We start from the raw sequence: 15969 nt of genomic DNA, 5'->3' as shown, positions 1-15969 counted from the left end.
GTGGCCTTCCTGGACATCGACGCCCTGGTCGGACTGTTCCCCGGCCAGGGCGGTTACCGCAAGGGAGCGCTCGCCTCCTTCTGGGATGAGGGCGACCCGGTCCTGCGGGGTGTGCTGGCGGAGATCGACGAGGTCGCCCTACGTGTCCTCGGCACGGACATCGGTTCGCAGATCTTCGGGCCCGCGGCAGCGATTCCGGAAGGCCCAGAGCTTTTCCAGCTGGCCGTCTACACCGTGTCCGTCGCGACGTACGAGCTGCTGCGGGTCCGTGAGGTCGAGTTCGGCCTGCTGGTCGGGCACAGCATGGGCGAGTTCGCCGCGCTCGTGGCCGGTGGGGCGCTCACCGTCGCGCAGGGCGCCGAGATGCTCTGCCACCGGATCGCGGCGACCGCGGGCACCTCCGGTGGCATGCTCTCCCTGAGCTGCGACGTCCGGCGGGTGGAGCAGATCCTCGACCTTGCGGCGGAGCCCCATGTGGTGGTCGCCGTCGTGAACGGCCGGTCACAGGTGGTCGTCTCCGGCCCGGAGCAGGGGTTGGCCAGGATCGGGGCGGTGGCGGACGCGCTCGGGCTCCCTGCGGTCCGGCTCCCGGCCCCTGCCCCCTTCCACAACGACCTGATGTCCGGGGTCAGGACCGAGGTGGTCAAGCGGCTGGGAAGGGTGCGGTGCGCCCCGACGCGTACGCCCGTCTACTCGCCCATCCTGGGCCGGTGCTACCGGGACGACGACGACCTGGTGGACATTCTCGGGATGCATCTGGTGACACCCGTTCGATTCGACACGACGATCGCCCGGCTGCACGAAGCAGGCGCGAGGGTCTTCATGGAGGTCGGTGCCGGTCGCACGCTCACCGGTCTGGTGAAGGCGGCACACCCCCAGGTCGTCATCCTGCCCGCCCTGACCGAGCCGGCCGCCGTGGACACCGAGGACACCGATGAGCCCGTCGATGTCCCCTCGCCCCAGCCGTCCACCACGGACGAGGAGGTCATGGCGCAGCTTCGAGCGATCTACGCGGCTGCCCTGGACTATCCCGAGGACGTCCTCACCGCCGACGCCCATCTGGAGGCCGAACTCGGCGTGGATTCGGTCAAACGCATCCAGTTGCTGGGCCGGGTCGGCCGGCACTTCGGGCTGGAGCCTTCCGCCGTCAACGGGATCGCGGACCACGAGACCCTCGGCGACATCGCCGGCCAGGTGATCGCCTCGCTGGAGGCCAGCGGTGGCAGGTGAGCCGGAATGGGGCGGCTTCGCGGGCAAGACAGCGCTGGTCACGGGGGGTGCGGGGGAGGTCGGCAGCCACATTGTCGAATACCTCGCCCGGGCCGGCGCGGAGGTGATCGTCAACTGTTTCCACTCCTATGACCGCGGCAAGGAACTGGCGGCCCGGCTCACCGCCGAAGGTCTGCGGGTGCGGGCCGTACGTGCCTCGGTGGCCCAGCCCGCCCAGGTCGAGCACATGTTCGCGGAGATCGACCGGCTGGACCTATTGGTCAACAACGCGGCGACGGGACAGTTCGCCGACCACGCGGCGACCACGGAAGAGGCCCTGGACCGGGCCTTCGCCACCAACGTCAAGGGCGCGCTGTGGTGTGCCAGGGCGGCCCGCCCGCGCATGCCGCGCGGCGGCGTGATCGTGAACGTCTCATCGATCGGCGCCCAGCGCGCGGTCCGCGACTACCTGCCGACCGGCGTGACCAAAGCCGCGCTGGAGGCTCTCACCCGTTACCTGGCCGTCGAATTCGCACCGTACGGGATCAGGGTCAACACCGCCTCCAGCGGCCTGATCGACAACCCGACCGGCCGCCTGTTCCCGCAGGCCGAGCAGTTCCGGAGTGCGGTGGAGGCGGCGACCCCGATGGGCCGGCTGGCCGCTTCCCGGGAGCTGGCGAGTCTGGTTCTGCTGCTCGCCTGCGAGCACGCCTCGTTCGTCACCGGGCAGACCCTGCTGGCCGACGGAGGGCTCTCCCACATCCACCCCGCCGCCCCGACGACGGCCACCCCACCGCCCCGGCCCGTGGAGCCCGGCTCCGACGCGATCGCCGTGGTCGGCATGGGACTCGCGATCCCCGGCGCGCGATCGCCCGACGACTATTGGCGCCTGCTCCGCTCGGGCGAGCCCCAGCTGTCCGACCCGCCGGCCGAGCGCTGGAGCGTGGCGGACTTCGCGGCGGTCACCGGCGACGAACCCGACAAGACCTACACACAGATGGGCGGCTTCCTCGACGCCCACGGTGCCCCGGACGAGGATCACGCGCTGGGCTGGCTGCGGCACAGCGTGTCCCAGGCGCTGAAAGGGGTCGCCACCACCGCCGGAGATCGCTTCACCCTCAGCCTGGGATACACCGCCGACGGCAGCCAGCACCAGGAGGAGTCGCTGTTCCGCGACGAGGTGCTCGTACGGGCGAGGAGCCTGCCCCCGTCCTCGCGGCTCGAAGAGCTGGTCAACGCCCGGTACGGCGGCCGCGGTGCGGCAGTGTCCCATCTTCCGCACCGGCTCGTCCACGCGGTGGCCGAGGGCTTGTTGCCGCCCGGTACCCGTACCCATCTCGTCGACACCGCGTGCTCGTCCTCGCTGTACGCGCTCGACCTGGCGCGGCGAGAACTGCTCGCCGGCCAGGCCGACGTGGCCGTGTGCGGTGGCGCGAGCGTGCTGACGCCGACGCTGCAGGTGATGTTCGCCAAGAACGGCGGGCTGGCTCGCGGCGGCGCCGTCCGCGCGCTGTCATCGGATGCCGACGGCGTGCTGTTCTCCGACGGCGCGGCCGTCGTGGTGCTCAAACGGCTCGGCCGTGCGCTGGCCGACGGCGACACCGTCCACGGCATCATCAGCGGCGTGGGGCTGTCGGCCGACGGCCGCGGTACCTCGATCTACAAGCCGGCGGCGGCGGGGCAGCAGCGCGCGATCGCCAGGGCGCTCGCCTGCTCGGGACTGCCCGCCGAGGAGGTGTCCCTGATCGTGGCGCACGCGACCGGGACGCCGAGGGGCGACGCCGTGGAACTCTCCGCCCTGCGCCAGTGCTACGCCACGGGACGTCCGCTGCACGTCGTCTCCAACAAGTCCCTGATCGGGCACACCGGCTGGGCGGCGGGGGCGGCCTCGGTCATCCATCTCCTCCTGGCGCTGCGGCACGGCGAGATCCCCGCACAGCCGCTTTCGAGCGGCCCGCAGCTCTCGGGTACGGAGATCGACATCCCCTCAAGGCACACGCCCTGGCCGTCCGAGGGCACCCGGGGACGGGCCGGGGCGGTCTCGGGGTTCGGGTTCGGCGGCACCAACGCGCACGTCGTGATCCAGGAGTATCGACCCGGCGCCGCGCCTCCCGCCCCGGAACCGGACACGCAGGAGATGGTGATCGTCGGGTGTTCCACGGTGCTCCCGCAGGACGGCCCGGGGTTCGGCGCCGACTACCCTTCGCCCCCGCTGGAGGAGCTCACCCTTCCGCCGGCGAACGTCCGCCGCATGGACCGGGTCCAGCTGATGCTGGTGCAAGGGGTCCACCGCCTGCCCGCTGAGGTGCGATCGTTCATCGAAGCCCGCAGCGAACGCGGCGGTGTCATCGTCGGCCACTGCGGCCCGACGCGTACGGCGATGCTGCTGCGGGCCCGCACCCACGCCGACGAGCTGGACGGCCTGCTTCCCGATGGCGACCCCGAACTGAAGGCGTTCGCCTCCCGGCTGCGTGCGGAGCTGGAGGGCCTGGCCTTGCCGCCCACGGAGGACTCCTACCCGGGTTGCATGCCGAACCTGGCGGCCGGCCGGCTGTCCAACCGGTTCGATCTGCGCGGCCTCAACATGAGCGTCGACCAGGGGGAGGCGTCCCTGATAGAGGCCTTCCAGGTGGCGGCGCACTACGTGGGCGACGGCACGTTGGAGGTGGCGCTGGTCTGCGGCGCGCACGGCAACAGCCTTCCCGCGTTCACCGCCTTGTTCCCCGGCAGGTCGCTCGCCGAGGGCGCGTTCCTGTTCGCCGTGACCAGCCGGGAGATCGCCGAGAGCGCCGGCCTGCCCGTTCTCGCGACCGTACGGTCCGCACGCCCGACCTCCGCCGCACCGGTCCGGCGCGGAGAGACCCTGGCGGGCGCGGAGGGCGGACGCGAGATCATCGACTTCCTCCAGGGCACCGACGACGAGCTGCGGCTCGTCCGCGGGGACGAGACGACCGGCCGCGAGCTCGTCCTGACCCGCAGAACGGCGCCTGCGGACGCGCTGGCCCGGCACGTCCTGTCCCTCGCCCCGTCGGAGCCGAGCCGCGAGCGTCCCGCCCGGCCCTTCATCCCGCCCGGGACGCTGGTCATCACCAACGACCCCGGCGCCGTCCCGGAATCCCAGGCGCTCCTCGTCGTCGAGGACGACCGCATCGTCCTCCACCAGGACGGCACCGCCACCCCGCTGCCCCTGAACGAGTCACTGTGCTCGGGCCTGCGGCCCGAGCACCTGCGCATCCTGGTCGACCTGCGCGGACCGGCCACGAGCCGGCTGCACGACGCGATGTTCCTGGCCGTACGCGCCTGCGCGGGACGGTTCAGCGACGGCAACTCCGTCACCGTCCTGCTCTACCACGCGGCAGACGACCCTCAGGTCGGTCTGTACACCGGATTCGTCAAGGTGCTGGCCCTGGAGTTCCCCGCATCCGAGGTCCTGGCCGTCGTGCACGACGGGGACCTGCCCGCGGCGCTGGCCGACGCGGCCGGCGAGAGCGGCGAACAGTACCTGCTGCCCGTCATCTACTACCGCGGTGGCCGCCGCCTCGCGGTGAGGGCACAGCAGCGACCGACCGTGGGCACCGACGTGCCGCTGACCCGCGACTCGCTCGTCGTGGCCGCGGGTGGGGGCCGCGGCATCGGCGCCGAACTCCTCAAGGGCATAGCCCGGGCGAGCGCACCGCGGATCGTCGTGCTCGGCACCAGCCGGCCCCATGACATCCCGGAAGCCGCGAGGCAGGGCCGCGCCGCGTTCATCAAGGCCCGTCCCCGCGGGCAGTCGCCCGCCGAGGCGAGCCACGCCTACGACCGGCACGTTCAGGCCATGCAGGTCCGCGACACGCTCGCCGAACTCACCGCGCTCTGCGGCGAGAACAGGGTGGACCACCACGTCTGCGATCTGCTCGACGCGGATTCCGTGGCCCGGGTCATGGCTGATGTCCTGCGCGGCTCGCCCCGAGTGGATCTGCTGCTCAATCTCGCCGGGATCAACCGCAACCACGCTCTCGCCACCAAGAGCCTCGCGGAGTTCCGGCACGTACGCGACTTCAAGCGGGACGTCCACCGCAACCTCACCCGCGCGTTCGCCGACCACCCGCCCGCGCTCTGGTACAACGTGGGCTCCTACGCCGGCTTCTTCGCCCTTCCGGGCGACTCCGACTATGCGGCGACCAACGACTATCTCTTCCACCAGGCCGGGAAGAGCCCGGCCGAGCACACCATCGGATTCAGCCTTTGGCGAGAGACCGGGCTCGCCGCCTCCGCGCTCCAGCAGGCCCACTTCGACCAGGGCGGCCTGCTGACCGCCATGAGCAGCGACGAAGGCGTCCGGCACTTCATGCGGGAGCTGGCGGCCCAAGACCGGCCGCCGGCGACGGTGCTGCTCGGCCCCCGCGAGATCAAGGCCATCGAACGCACCGCACCCGGCTACCGCGCTTGGTGCCACGGCGCCTTCTTCGCCGGCCGGATCAACGAGCTCGAAGCCGGCACCATCACCTTCACCAGGCGGTTCGACCTGGACAGGGACGGCTACCTCGAACAGCACCTGGTGCGCGGCTTCCCGACTCTGCCCGGCGCCTTCCACATCGGCATCGCCGCGGACGCGGCGCGACTCCTGTGCCCCGGGCGCTTCCCCGTCGCCTTCGAGAACCTCCGGCTCGACAGCTTCCTGCACGTCCACGCCCGCGACCGGCCGCATCTGGTCCAGGTCACCGGCAGGCTGACCGCCCCCGACAGGATCCACGTCCGGGTGAGCGGGGACGTGCGTGCCCCGGACGGCCGCGTCCTCGTCCACGACCGGCTGCACGCCTGCCTCGACGTCCTGCTCGGTGATGACCCGCCGCAGGCTCCGCGCTGGGAGCCCTGGCCGGACGCGCCCGGTGGCGAACTGGTCAATCCCTGTGTGGCGGGCGCCCCCGTGATCGAACTGACCGGGCTGTTCGCCGGGATGCACCATGCGCGGGTCCACCCGCAGGGGCGCCGCGCCGAGCTCCACGTGGACCTCGCCGAGATCGCGCGCTGGTTCCCGGAAAGCACCCTGCCCGTCGTCCAGCTCGACGGACTGTTCCAGCTGGCCACGCTCCAGCCGCCGGGGCCGATCGACATCGTGGTGCCCAAGACCGCCGCCCGGGTCGAGCTGTTCGATGTCGCGCCGGCAGGACCGCTTGCCCTCGTCGAGCAAGGCTCCGCACTGCTGTCGGTGTCGCCGGACGGCACGGTCGCCGGACGGGTCACGGAGCTCGTCGCGGCCTCGATCGCCCACCGCCCAGAACCGGCCCCCAGACAGGCCCCAGGAAAGGAACCCATCGATGCACGACTTGAGCAGGAGCAAGCTCGATAACCTTTTCCGCCTGCTCGACACCGACGGCGACAGCAAGATCGACAAGGCGGACTTCGAGAACGCCGCCGACCGCATCACTGCGCGCTGCCAAGCCGGCGAGGCGGCCGGCGACGAGCTCCGCTCCCGGCACGCCGAACTGTTCGACGTGCTGTACCCGCCGGGCCCGGTGACCAGGGAACGCTTCCACCAGCCGCGCCCTGTCCCGCGCGAGGCATTGGGGCGCCTGGCCGAGGCGGTCGTGGCGGTCTGCGACACCGACCGCGACGGCGAGCTGGACTCCGCGGAATTCCGCGCCTTCCTGGGCGGGTGGGGCCTGGCCGAGCGCGACGCCGACATGGCCTTCCGCCACCTCGACATCGACTTCAGCGGCACCGTCTCAGCGCAGGAACTCGCCGAGACCTTCGAGGAGTTCTACTCCAGCGACGACCCCCACGTACCGGGCACCTGGCTGTTCGGCCCGATCGCCCACCAGCAGACCGCGCGGATCCCGTACCCCACCCCGGACGAGCTCTCGGGGGAGGCCCGGCGACTGCTGCAGGCGCTTCCGCCGCTCAACATCTTCCGGATGGCCGCGCACGCGCAGACCGTGTTCCCCGCCGCCATGGGCTTCTCACGCGCGGTCCTCGCCGACATGACACTGCCCGGGGACCTTCGCGAGCTGGCTGTTCTTCAGGTCGCCGTGGACCTCGGCGCGACGTACGTATGGACCCAGCACGTGAGCGCCGCCCAGGCCGAACACACCGCGCGGTCCAAAATGATCGCGATCCGCGACGGCCGTCTCGACGCGCCCTGCCTGACCGAGGCGGAGCAGGCGACGGTGAGCTTCACCGCGGAGGTCCTGCATCGCGGCTCGGCCTCCGACACGACGTTCGCCCGGTTGCGCCGCCATCTGTCGCCGCGTCAGATCGTGGAGCTGCTCATCGTCACCGGCTTCTACACCATGCTCGGCCGAATCTCGACAGCGCTCGCCCTCGACGCCGACGCCTCCCAAGGCGACGCGGTGGTCGGCTACGCCACCGGCAGCGCCTGACCCCGAGACCTTGCGTTACGGGAGCTGACCCCCAGATCGTGTGGATTTCTCGGTCCCGGCCGCTCCGCGCTCTGCCGGACGGCGACCCGACCGGGCATCGTGTCGTCGCCGTTCCGCGGCGCGGCCTTGCCCTCAGCGTTCGATCCTGCCGGTGACCCCTGCTGGGAACTCTTCGATGCCGAGCACCCGTAGCAGCTCCAGCCGCTCGCGGGTCTCGTCGTCCGCCGGGGTGAACACCAGCAGTTGCTGCCCCTGGTCGGGCGTGATCAGGGTCTCGCAGTCCATCACCAGGGGGCCCACCCGCGGGTGCAGCAGGGTCTTGCGGTTGGCGCGCCGTACCGCCACCTCGTGTTCGGCCCACAGCCGCCGGAAGTCGGCGCTCACGGCCTGCAACCGGTCGATGAGCCCGGCGACCGTCGGGTCACCGGTCCGCCGCCCGGCGACCGCGCGCAGGTCGGCCACGATCTGGCGGGCCTGATGCTCCTGCTCCTCGGGCGGGTGGACGGCGCGGGCCGCGGGGTCGGTGAACCAGCGGTACACGACGTAGCGCCGGTCGCCGGAGAGGCGCGTGTGGTCGCCCATCACCAGGAGGGCCGCCCGGTTCTGGGCGAGAACCTCGCCCAGGTCGGACAGCACCACGGCCGGCGTGTCGCCGAGCAGGTCGAGCATGCGCATCAGGCCGGCGCGGGCCAGGCGAGCCACCCCTTCGGCGGGCGGAGGATGGTGACCGGCCAGGTGGAACAGATGGTCGCGCTCGTCGTCGGACAGGCGCAACGCCCGCGCCAGCGCGCCGAGCAACTGCGTGGACGGCTGGCTGCTGCGACCCTGCTCCAGGCGTACGACGTAGTCCACCGACATGCCGGCGAGCATCGCCACCTCCTCCCGGCGCAGGCCGCTGGTGCGGCGGCGGGGGCTGTCGGCCAGGCCCACCTCGGCCGGCCGGATCGCCTCGCGGCGGCGGCGCAGGAAGTCGGCGAGCTGCTCACGTTCCATGGCTCCATCCTGCCTCGCGGCCGGCAAGCCGAGCCAGGGAGCGGCTCTCCCATGATGAACGCTCCGCTTCCGCCCGCCCCGGCGTGCCGTCCAGAGTGAGGGACGAGATCGACGACGAGGGAGAACACCATGCAGACACGAACCCTGGGCCGCACCGGACCGGCCGTTTCCGCGCTGGGCCTGGGCGCGATGGGCATGTCGGGCGGGTACGGCGCGACCGATCGCGCGGAGAGCATCGCCACCGTGCACGCCGCGCTGGAGGCCGGCGTCACGCTGATCGACACCGGCGACTTCTACGCCATGGGCCACAACGAGCTGCTGCTCGCCGAGGCGCTGCGCGGCCGGGACCGGGACAGCTACCAGCTGAGCGTCAAGTTCGGGCAGATGCGGGGGCCGGGCCACGAGCTCGGCGGGCAGGATGGCCGCCCCGAGGCGGTGAAGAACTTCCTGGCCTACTCGCTGACCCGGCTGGGCACCGACCACATCGACATCTACCGTCCGGCCCGGCTGGACCGGGCGGTGCCGATCGAGGAGACGGTGGGCGCGATCAAGGAGATGGTCGACGCCGGGTACGTACGGCACGTCGGGCTGTCGGAGGTCGACGCGGCCACGATCCGCCGGGCGCACGCCGTGCACCCGATCGCCGACCTGCAGATCGAGTACTCGCTGCTCTCGCGGGCGGTGGAGGCGGACGTCCTGCCCACGCTGCGGGAGCTCGGCATCGGCCTGACCGCCTACGGCGTCCTCGGCCGCGGCCTCATCTCCGGGCACTGGGCCGCCGGCCGCACCGCCGGCCCCGGCGACATGCGCGGCTTCAGCCCGCGGTTCTCCGGCGGGAACCTGGAGCACAACCTCGCCCTCGTGGACGCGCTGCGCCGGGTCGCCGAGGCCAAGGGCTGCACCGTCGCCCAGCTGGCCATCGCCTGGGTGGCCGCGCAGGGTGAAGGCATCGTGCCGCTGGCCGGCGCCCGCACCCGCGAGCGGCTGGCCGAGGCGCTGCCCGCAATGGACGTGAGTCTCACCGCGGACGACCTCGCCGACATCGAGAAGGCGGTGCCACCGGGTGCGGCGCGGGGCGACCGGTACCCGTCCGCGTTCATGTCCGACCTCGGTGTGGGCAACTGAGCCTTCCGGGGTGTCCGGCCCTGTCTACTGGGTCGGCTCGGGCTGGCCGCTGCCGAACACCTCCTGGACGAGCTGCTGGGTGGCCTGCTGGAAGGCGGCTCCCAGGGACATGGCGGCATCGTCGGGGTAGTTGAGTGCGGCGGTGAGGGTCTTGCTGCCGTCGGGGGTGCTGTACATGAGCGCGGCGTGGCCGGCCATGCCGCCGTTGTGGGTGATGACGGTGCCGCCGCCGGGCGCCTCCTGCACGAACACGCCCAGGCCGTAGCCGGCCTTGGCCTCCGGCGTGCACATCTCGGCCAGCAGCTCGCTGGGCAGGAGCTTGCCGCCGACCAGCGCGGTGATGAAGGTGTGCAGGTCGCGGGTGGTGGAGATCATGTCGCCGCCGCTGGAGATCCAGGACGGGTTGTGGCGGGTGACGTCGATCGTCTGCTGCTCGCCGTCTTCGTCGTAGCGGTAGTAGGCGTGCGCGTGCGGCTCGGGGATGTCGGTCTGGGTGGTCGGCTGGACGGTGCCGGTCAGGCCGAGCGGTCCGAGGATGAGCCGGTGCATCTCCTCGGCGACCGGGCGGCCGGTGACCTTCTCGATCAGCAGCCGGGCCAGCACGTAGTTGGTGTTGGCGTAGCTCCAGTCGGTGCCCGGCTCGAAGCGGGCGGGCTTGGACAGGGCCAGGCGTACCAGCTCTTCGGGCTGGTAGGTGTGGAAGCGGTTGTCCACCCATTCCTTGCCCGCGGGGGTGGCGGGGATGCCGGGCACGAACGTTCCGTCGGGGTCGAAGTCGCCGGTGAAGTTGAACACGCCGCTGGTGTGCTGCAGCAGCATCCGCACCGTGATCCGCCGGTCCAGCCCGAACTCGGGCAGGTAGTCGTCCACCGGGGTGTCCAGCCCGATCCTGCCCTCGGCCACGAGCTGCAGCACCACGGTGGCGGTGAAGGTCTTGGTGTTGCTGCCGATCCGCACGTGCCCGTCGACCGGCGGCGCTTCGGTCCCGCCGAGCTCGGCCACGCCCGCGCTGCCGGTCCACTCGCCCCGCTCGTCGTTCACGCGGAGCGTCACCCCGACGAAGCCGGAATCGACCATCTCCTGGATGACCCGCTGCAGCTCGGGGCGATGCTGCCCGGTCTGCGGGGTGAACTCGTCCTGGCCGGTACGGATGGTGGACATGATGGGCTGCTCCTTCAGAAGCTATTGATCGGGCGGTTGGAGTGTCACGGGGCCCGGAAGGGACCCCGTGACGTGCTGGAGTTGCGCAGGGCCGGCGTGGCCATCAGGCGGCGTCGAGGGCCTCGGTGATCTTGCGGGCCATCTCGGTCATGGTGGGGCTGGGCGCGCCCTTCTGGGACTGGACGGAGGCGTCGACGGCGACGGTGACGGTGCGGCGGAAGTTGTCGACCTCCTCCGGAGCCTGCTGCTGGAGCAGGGTGATGGAGGCGGTCAGGGCGGGCAGCACCTGGTCGGCGAGCGCGGCGACGGTCCTGCCGGTCAGGCCCTTGGGGGCCTTGGCGAGGACGTGCCCGACCAGGCCGGTGGCGGAGGTCAGGGCGATGGAACCGTTGGTGGCCGCCTTGTGGGCCGAGCCGGCGGCACCGGCGGCCGACATGAGCGAGACGGCGCCCCAACCGGCGATGCGGAGGGTGAGCTGGTCCTGGTCGGAGAGGATGATCGACATGATGGGGGTGCTCCTTAGCGTTTCGGTGGAACGGGCAGGCGCTGCACCGTTCATGGCGTTTACGATCGCCGACCGCTCTGATACGGGGCCGTCGCCGTGCTGACGCGACCGCTGACACCGACGACGCCGTTGGGCCGGTGAGACGCCGGACGTCTCCATCCGAGATCGCCCTCTGACAATCGACGTCGCGCGGGGATCGCCGGGCGGGGCGGCCGGTCTTCGATGGGCGGTGGCCATGGAGGCGATCTGGGTGAGCTGCTCGGCGCGGAACGCGCTCTGCCGGCGGCATTCGTGCGCGGTACGTGGGCTGGATCTCCGTACCGGAGAGGCCAAGGAGGACGACCCGGCTAGGACCGTCAGGGCCGAGGTGATCAGGGCATTGCTCCTGGGAGCCGCCGCGAGCGCGGGCGTCGAGGGACGTAGAGATTCTGGTACTGCGGCATCAGCCGGCTCGGCTGTGCTCCGCCGCCGGGTCGCTGCTCCCCGGCCGTTGTGGACGGATCGGGCGATCCTCACCGCCCTGCCCCGACGTCGCCGATGTCACCTGTTCACCACACCGCGGACGCTCCTGCGTTGGCACGCCGACCTGGTGCGGCGACGCTGGACTTACCCCGAGCATGGGCCGGAACGCCCACCGATCCGACCCACCATTCGCGCCCTGGTGTTGCGCCATCCGGACTGGTGGGGGATACCGGTGCATCGCTGGACAGATCGCCGGTCTGGGCCGGAAGGTCGCCCCGGCCACCGTGTGGGCGATCTTGAACAGGGCCGGCTTCGATCCAGCGCCGCGCCGCGGTGGTCCGACGTGGTCTCAGTTTCTGAAGGCTCAGGCGTCCGGGGTCTTGGCCTGCGACTCCTCCAGCGTGGAGACGGTGATGCTCGCGCGGCTGTACTGCTTCGCCGTCGTCGAGCACGCCACCCGGCGGGTCCACGTGCTGGGGGTGACGGCGAACCCGACCGCGGGCATCCACGTGGTACGAGACCCACTTCAAAAGGCATCGCGCGCATCAAGCTCTGCAGCAGGCCAGCCCGCTGCGAATACACCCAGGCTGCATGAGGGGACACGACATTCGGCACCCAAAGGATCAGCGGCCAGTTCTGATACGGGAAGATCGTCCCGTCCGTGAAATGCCGATCCGAGGGAGCGTTATGACCGAGCCTCAGTTGGCAGGATGGTCCGGTATCGATGGGCGTGGGTGGGCTGATCTCGAGACGATCCGCATCAGGTTGGAAGCGGGTGCCGACCCCAACTCGGGCGTCTACGCCTTCGGCGGTTACGAGGGGAAGCCGCTGCTCTTCGCGGCCGAATGGGGGACTCCTGAGACGGTGGCCGAGTTGGCCCGTCGCGTCGAGGACGTCGATGCCGAGTTCGACGACCGGACCGCCCTGTGGACGGCTGTGTTCGCCCGCCGTCCGGACAACGCCCGTGCCCTGGTCGCCGCCGGAGCGGACCCATGGCGGCCCATGATGGCCGGATGGTCTCCCGGGCGGCTCGCCCTCGCCGGTTCGACGCCCGGCCTGTTCCCGATCCCCGCCGGGTACCCCGGCCTGACCCCCGACGAGGCCGCGACGGTCGCGGAGGCGCGGCGGCTGATCACCGCACTGGAGAACGTCGACGACTACATGGGTGTGGCGTGCGTGGCGGATCTCACCGCGGCTGAGGCTGCGCGGCGGCTGGAAGCCCGGCCGGCCGACGACACCGCCATCGAGACGGTCCTGACTGATCCGTGGGCCGATCCCGATGCCCATCTGGGAATCGTCGGAATCACCGACGTCCCCGGCGGATGCGTCGTCACCCAACCCTGGGGATACGTCCCCTCCACCCCCGAAGTGACCTTGCCACTGTCCGAGGGAACCGTCTGCTACAGCCTGTTCGCCAACCCCAAGAGCGGCGACCAAGGGCTTGTGAGCCGCGATGGATCGATCGAGGACTCCGACACACATCCCGGCGGCGGCGACGCCGGTGGACACTTGACGGCCGACGAGATCCTCACCGAATACCTCTACCAGGGCGAGGCCGTGGCATATTCGTGCGCCATGGCGGGACTGCGCCTGCCTGACGCTCGGGCCGTCGTCGGCCTGCCGGATCTGTGGTTGCGGCTGCCGGAACGCGACCGCTGAAGGCAGATGGTCAAGCTCGTGACGATCCCATGATCGCCGCAGGCACCGGCTCCCGAAACATCCGCAGGACGGTACGGAGAGCAGCACCCCGGTCCATGCCCAGAGCACGTTCCGCTGCGACAAGTCGCCGCAGGTCATGTACCACAACAAGCGGGGAGGCGGTTGCGCTCACACGGCGGCGGTCCCGGCGTTCACGATGACCAGGAACGACGCCAACGCCCGGGGCGCCACCTTCTACGACCACATCAAGACGGCTCTCACCCCAGGCGCGAAGACCTACCCCGAACTCATGGTGGAGCCGATGACATGCCTGACAGCGCCGTCGAGGAGCCGGTCACCGCCCCGCGTCGGCCCCAGGCCCGCACCGAGGAGGACCTCACCCTCGTCCGCGCGGTCACCCCCGACCGCGTGGACACGGCGGTCACCAAGTTGCCGCCGGCCATCGACCAGGGTCTGCTCCGCCTGTCCTGCACCGGCTCGAGCGGACGCCGGGTCGACCTGCCCGAGTCGGGGCGGGGCGAGCTCACGGGCCGGTACATGGGCCGCGACGGCCGGCGCGGCCGCCATTCGGCCGAACGTTTCGCGGACGACTTCAGCGACCTCTGACCCGATCGCGTGGCCTTTCCGAGCGACCGCCACCCTCATGGTGGCGGCCGCATGCCAAGTCCCCCCACCAGCGTTTGCGCGCTGATCCCGCCGCCTGATCCGCCCACGGTCAGCAGCCCACTCTCCGGCTGCTCAGCGCGATGTCGTCCATCCACACGTCGAAGCCGGCGGGCGTGGGGTTCGCCTGGTAGAGCTGCCAGCCCAGCTTGACCGTGTCGAAGCGCGGGAAGACGAAGTCCACCGGGTTGCCGCCGTGCTCGCGGGTGGACACGGTGAGCTCCGGCTTGGCCACCCCGTCGAACCACAGCGAGATCCGGTTGTCGGCGGCGTCCATGCGCCACTCCACGCAGGTCCAGGCGCCGGCGACGGAGGGCGCGGTGGTTCGCCAGTTCGTCCAGTCCCCGGTGGGGCCGCCGTCCGCGCCGACGCCCCAGTACGCGGCTCCGCCGTGGGGTGGCGGGGCGTACTGGCCGCCGAGCGGGCGGACGATCTCGGGCCCGTCGCCGGTCGCCTCGACCAGCGTGTAATGCGCCCAGTCCGGTGCCGTCGGGAACGCGGCGACCCGCAGCCGGACGCGTCCGTAGAAGCTGTTGCCCGGCGCGGCGAAGTCGTCCACCTTCAGGAACGCGCGGCCGTTGCCCTCGGTGTGCACGCGCAGCACCTTCTGCCCCCGCGGCCCGCCGCGCTCGACGGTGAGCGTGCCGTGCTCGGTGTCGATCCCCCAGCGCAGGCTGCTCGCGCCGCCGACCGGCATGGCCTGGAAGTCCTCGCAGAACAGCAGGCTCGCCTTCGCGCACGTGCGCACGTCCGTCCGGGCCGAGGCGGCGGGGGCCGCCGCGGCGGCCGTCAGCGGCAGCATCAGGAACGACACAACGGCGCGAACTGACCATGTACGCACGACGACTCCCTCTGACGCGGATGCGGATGAGCGGGAGTAAGCTACGCCATCCGGCGCCCGGGGGAGGGCCCGCGGCGGCAGCCACCGACAACGGTGCTGGTAGAGCGGCTGTGACCGGAGAAACTTTCAGCGCCCAGGCCCACGTCAGGGATCGGCCCGCCCGGCGAACCCGATGGGGACGGGTTACGCGGGCCTGGCGGCGGTCACGCGTCTCCAGGGTCGATATCCGGCTCGGGGGCGCGCAAGGCGGAGTAGTCGCCGGCGAACACCGCGGCCAGCACCTGGTTGACGCGCTCGGCGTGCACGGGCACCGACAGCGTCGCCTCGCCTCCGCCCATCGCCGGACCGAGATGCACGATGACGCCGTCGCCGGTGTCGTAGGACTCGGTGATCCACAGCACCGGCAGGCGCAGCGGCCGCTCCTCGCTCCGCCAGAGCGCTCCCGTCAGCAGCTTCGGCGCGGAGCGGTGCTCACCCACCCGCTTGGTGGTGAGGTGGCGGCCGAAGCTGAGGGCGGCCGTGCACCGGTCGCGGTCGCACCACGAGGGATGGTCGTCGGAGTCGATCACGCGCCTCTCCTTTTCGTCGGGGGAAGATCGTCCGCCCCCGTTGTCCGCCAACAAAGATCGCTTAGTGTGGACAGCTGCCGGACTCCAGGGATCTTGCCGCAGCCGGCGTGATCCGGCTAGGTACGAACAGGACGGTAGGGGCACTGTTGTGGACGACCTGCTTGAAACGCTCGACACTCTGCTGGTGATCGTCCTCGGCTCAGGACTCTGGCTCGGGATCATCTGGTTCTGCGAGAACATCCTGGGCGGCGGCGACAGCGGGGGCTCTTCCGGCGCTGGGGGAGCGGGCGGCGACTTCGGCAAGGACGACGGCTTTGACGGTGACGGATATGGGTGTGGTGGGGGAAGCGGCGACTGACCGCTCCCGTCCATAGATGAAGAGACCCCGCCGGCGTGTGCCGGCGGGGTCTTGACGTGCGG

General features: G+C 71.3%; 13 protein-coding genes. 7 read left to right on the top strand and 6 right to left on the bottom strand.

Going from position 1 to position 15969, the window contains the following annotated elements:
• The 3 genes from ACBJ59_RS56570 to ACBJ59_RS56560 are packed head-to-tail and all read left to right on the top strand — an operon-like array spanning position 1 to position 7571.
• Positions 1 to 1230 carry an acyltransferase domain-containing protein gene (locus ACBJ59_RS56570; RefSeq protein WP_375118262.1) on the top strand — a complete coding sequence of 410 codons (1230 nt, stop codon included), beginning with the start codon at positions 1 to 3 and terminating at the stop codon, positions 1228 to 1230.
• Positions 1220 to 6541 carry an SDR family oxidoreductase gene (locus tag ACBJ59_RS56565; RefSeq protein WP_375118261.1) on the top strand — a complete coding sequence of 1774 codons (5322 nt, stop codon included), beginning with the start codon at positions 1220 to 1222 and terminating at the stop codon, positions 6539 to 6541. Before ACBJ59_RS56570 ends, ACBJ59_RS56565 begins: the two co-directional genes overlap by 11 nt.
• Positions 6510 to 7571 carry an EF-hand domain-containing protein gene (locus tag ACBJ59_RS56560; RefSeq protein WP_375118260.1) on the top strand — a complete coding sequence of 354 codons (1062 nt, stop codon included), beginning with the start codon at positions 6510 to 6512 and terminating at the stop codon, positions 7569 to 7571. Before ACBJ59_RS56565 ends, ACBJ59_RS56560 begins: the two co-directional genes overlap by 32 nt.
• 132 nt (positions 7572 to 7703) lie before the next feature.
• Here ACBJ59_RS56560 and ACBJ59_RS56555 read toward each other — a convergent pair whose 3' ends face one another.
• Positions 7704 to 8564: a helix-turn-helix transcriptional regulator gene (locus tag ACBJ59_RS56555; protein ID WP_375118259.1), complete on the bottom strand. Its 861-nt coding sequence runs from the start codon at positions 8562 to 8564 to the stop codon at positions 7704 to 7706.
• Between the two features lie 129 nt (positions 8565 to 8693).
• On the opposite strand from ACBJ59_RS56555, the gene ACBJ59_RS56550 reads away from it, so the two are divergent.
• The gene (locus tag ACBJ59_RS56550) at positions 8694 to 9689 is read left to right on the top strand and encodes an aldo/keto reductase (protein WP_375118258.1); all 996 of its coding nucleotides are present in this window, start codon (positions 8694 to 8696) and stop codon (positions 9687 to 9689) included.
• Positions 9690 to 9713: 24 nt separating this feature from the next.
• On the opposite strand, the gene ACBJ59_RS56545 is transcribed toward ACBJ59_RS56550, so the two are convergent.
• From ACBJ59_RS56545 to ACBJ59_RS56535, 3 genes are all read right to left on the bottom strand, one after another.
• The gene (locus ACBJ59_RS56545; protein ID WP_375118257.1) at positions 9714 to 10850 is read right to left on the bottom strand and encodes a serine hydrolase domain-containing protein; all 1137 of its coding nucleotides are present in this window, start codon (positions 10848 to 10850) and stop codon (positions 9714 to 9716) included.
• A gap of 103 nt (positions 10851 to 10953) precedes the next feature.
• Positions 10954 to 11355 (bottom strand): hypothetical protein, encoded by a 402-nt coding sequence (locus tag ACBJ59_RS56540; RefSeq protein ID WP_375118256.1) that lies wholly within the window; start codon positions 11353 to 11355, stop codon positions 10954 to 10956.
• Between the two features lie 826 nt (positions 11356 to 12181).
• Complete coding sequence (locus ACBJ59_RS56535) at positions 12182 to 12322, bottom strand: hypothetical protein (RefSeq protein ID WP_375118255.1); 141 nt, start codon at positions 12320 to 12322, stop codon at positions 12182 to 12184.
• 182 nt (positions 12323 to 12504) lie between these two features.
• Between ACBJ59_RS56535 and ACBJ59_RS56530 the strand changes: the two genes are divergently transcribed.
• Together ACBJ59_RS56530 and ACBJ59_RS56525 are read left to right on the top strand one after the other, a co-directional pair.
• Positions 12505 to 13476, top strand: a complete 972-nt coding sequence (locus tag ACBJ59_RS56530; protein WP_375118254.1) for an ankyrin repeat domain-containing protein — start codon at positions 12505 to 12507, stop codon at positions 13474 to 13476.
• A gap of 306 nt (positions 13477 to 13782) precedes the next feature.
• Positions 13783 to 14082, top strand: coding sequence for a hypothetical protein (locus ACBJ59_RS56525; protein WP_375118253.1), 300 nt, complete (start codon positions 13783 to 13785; stop codon positions 14080 to 14082).
• Between the two features lie 109 nt (positions 14083 to 14191).
• Here the strand turns inward: ACBJ59_RS56525 and ACBJ59_RS56520 are convergent, their stop codons facing one another.
• Together ACBJ59_RS56520 and ACBJ59_RS56515 are read right to left on the bottom strand one after the other, a co-directional pair.
• Positions 14192 to 14980 carry a hypothetical protein gene (locus ACBJ59_RS56520; RefSeq protein ID WP_375118252.1) on the bottom strand — a complete coding sequence of 263 codons (789 nt, stop codon included), beginning with the start codon at positions 14978 to 14980 and terminating at the stop codon, positions 14192 to 14194.
• Positions 14981 to 15183: 203 nt separating this feature from the next.
• Positions 15184 to 15549: a hypothetical protein gene (locus tag ACBJ59_RS56515; RefSeq protein ID WP_375118251.1), complete on the bottom strand. Its 366-nt coding sequence runs from the start codon at positions 15547 to 15549 to the stop codon at positions 15184 to 15186.
• 148 nt (positions 15550 to 15697) lie between these two features.
• On the opposite strand from ACBJ59_RS56515, the gene ACBJ59_RS56510 reads away from it, so the two are divergent.
• The gene (locus ACBJ59_RS56510) at positions 15698 to 15907 is read left to right on the top strand and encodes a hypothetical protein (protein WP_375118250.1); all 210 of its coding nucleotides are present in this window, start codon (positions 15698 to 15700) and stop codon (positions 15905 to 15907) included.
• The last annotated feature ends 62 nt before the right edge of the window (positions 15908 to 15969 follow it).

Origin of the sequence: Nonomuraea sp. MTCD27, from assembly GCF_041950495.1 — a bacterium.
Taxonomy (GTDB): domain Bacteria; phylum Actinomycetota; class Actinomycetes; order Streptosporangiales; family Streptosporangiaceae; genus Nonomuraea.
This window is presented reverse-complemented; position numbering and strand designations above follow the sequence as displayed.

Bases quoted from the DNA above. Each gene is read 5' to 3' on its own strand.
- ACBJ59_RS56560 (WP_375118260.1), top strand. From the start codon at position 6,510: ATGCACGACTTGAGCAGGAGCAAGCTCGATAACCTTTTCCGCCTGCTC.
- ACBJ59_RS56555 (WP_375118259.1), bottom strand. From the start codon at position 8,564: ATGGAACGTGAGCAGCTCGCCGACTTCCTGCGCCGCCGCCGCGAGGCG.
- ACBJ59_RS56550 (WP_375118258.1), top strand. From the start codon at position 8,694: ATGCAGACACGAACCCTGGGCCGCACCGGACCGGCCGTTTCCGCGCTG.
- ACBJ59_RS56545 (WP_375118257.1), bottom strand. From the start codon at position 10,850: ATGTCCACCATCCGTACCGGCCAGGACGAGTTCACCCCGCAGACCGGG.
- ACBJ59_RS56540 (WP_375118256.1), bottom strand. From the start codon at position 11,355: ATGTCGATCATCCTCTCCGACCAGGACCAGCTCACCCTCCGCATCGCC.
- ACBJ59_RS56535 (WP_375118255.1), bottom strand. From the start codon at position 12,322: ATGCCCGCGGTCGGGTTCGCCGTCACCCCCAGCACGTGGACCCGCCGG.
- ACBJ59_RS56530 (WP_375118254.1), top strand. From the start codon at position 12,505: ATGACCGAGCCTCAGTTGGCAGGATGGTCCGGTATCGATGGGCGTGGG.
- ACBJ59_RS56525 (WP_375118253.1), top strand. From the start codon at position 13,783: ATGCCTGACAGCGCCGTCGAGGAGCCGGTCACCGCCCCGCGTCGGCCC.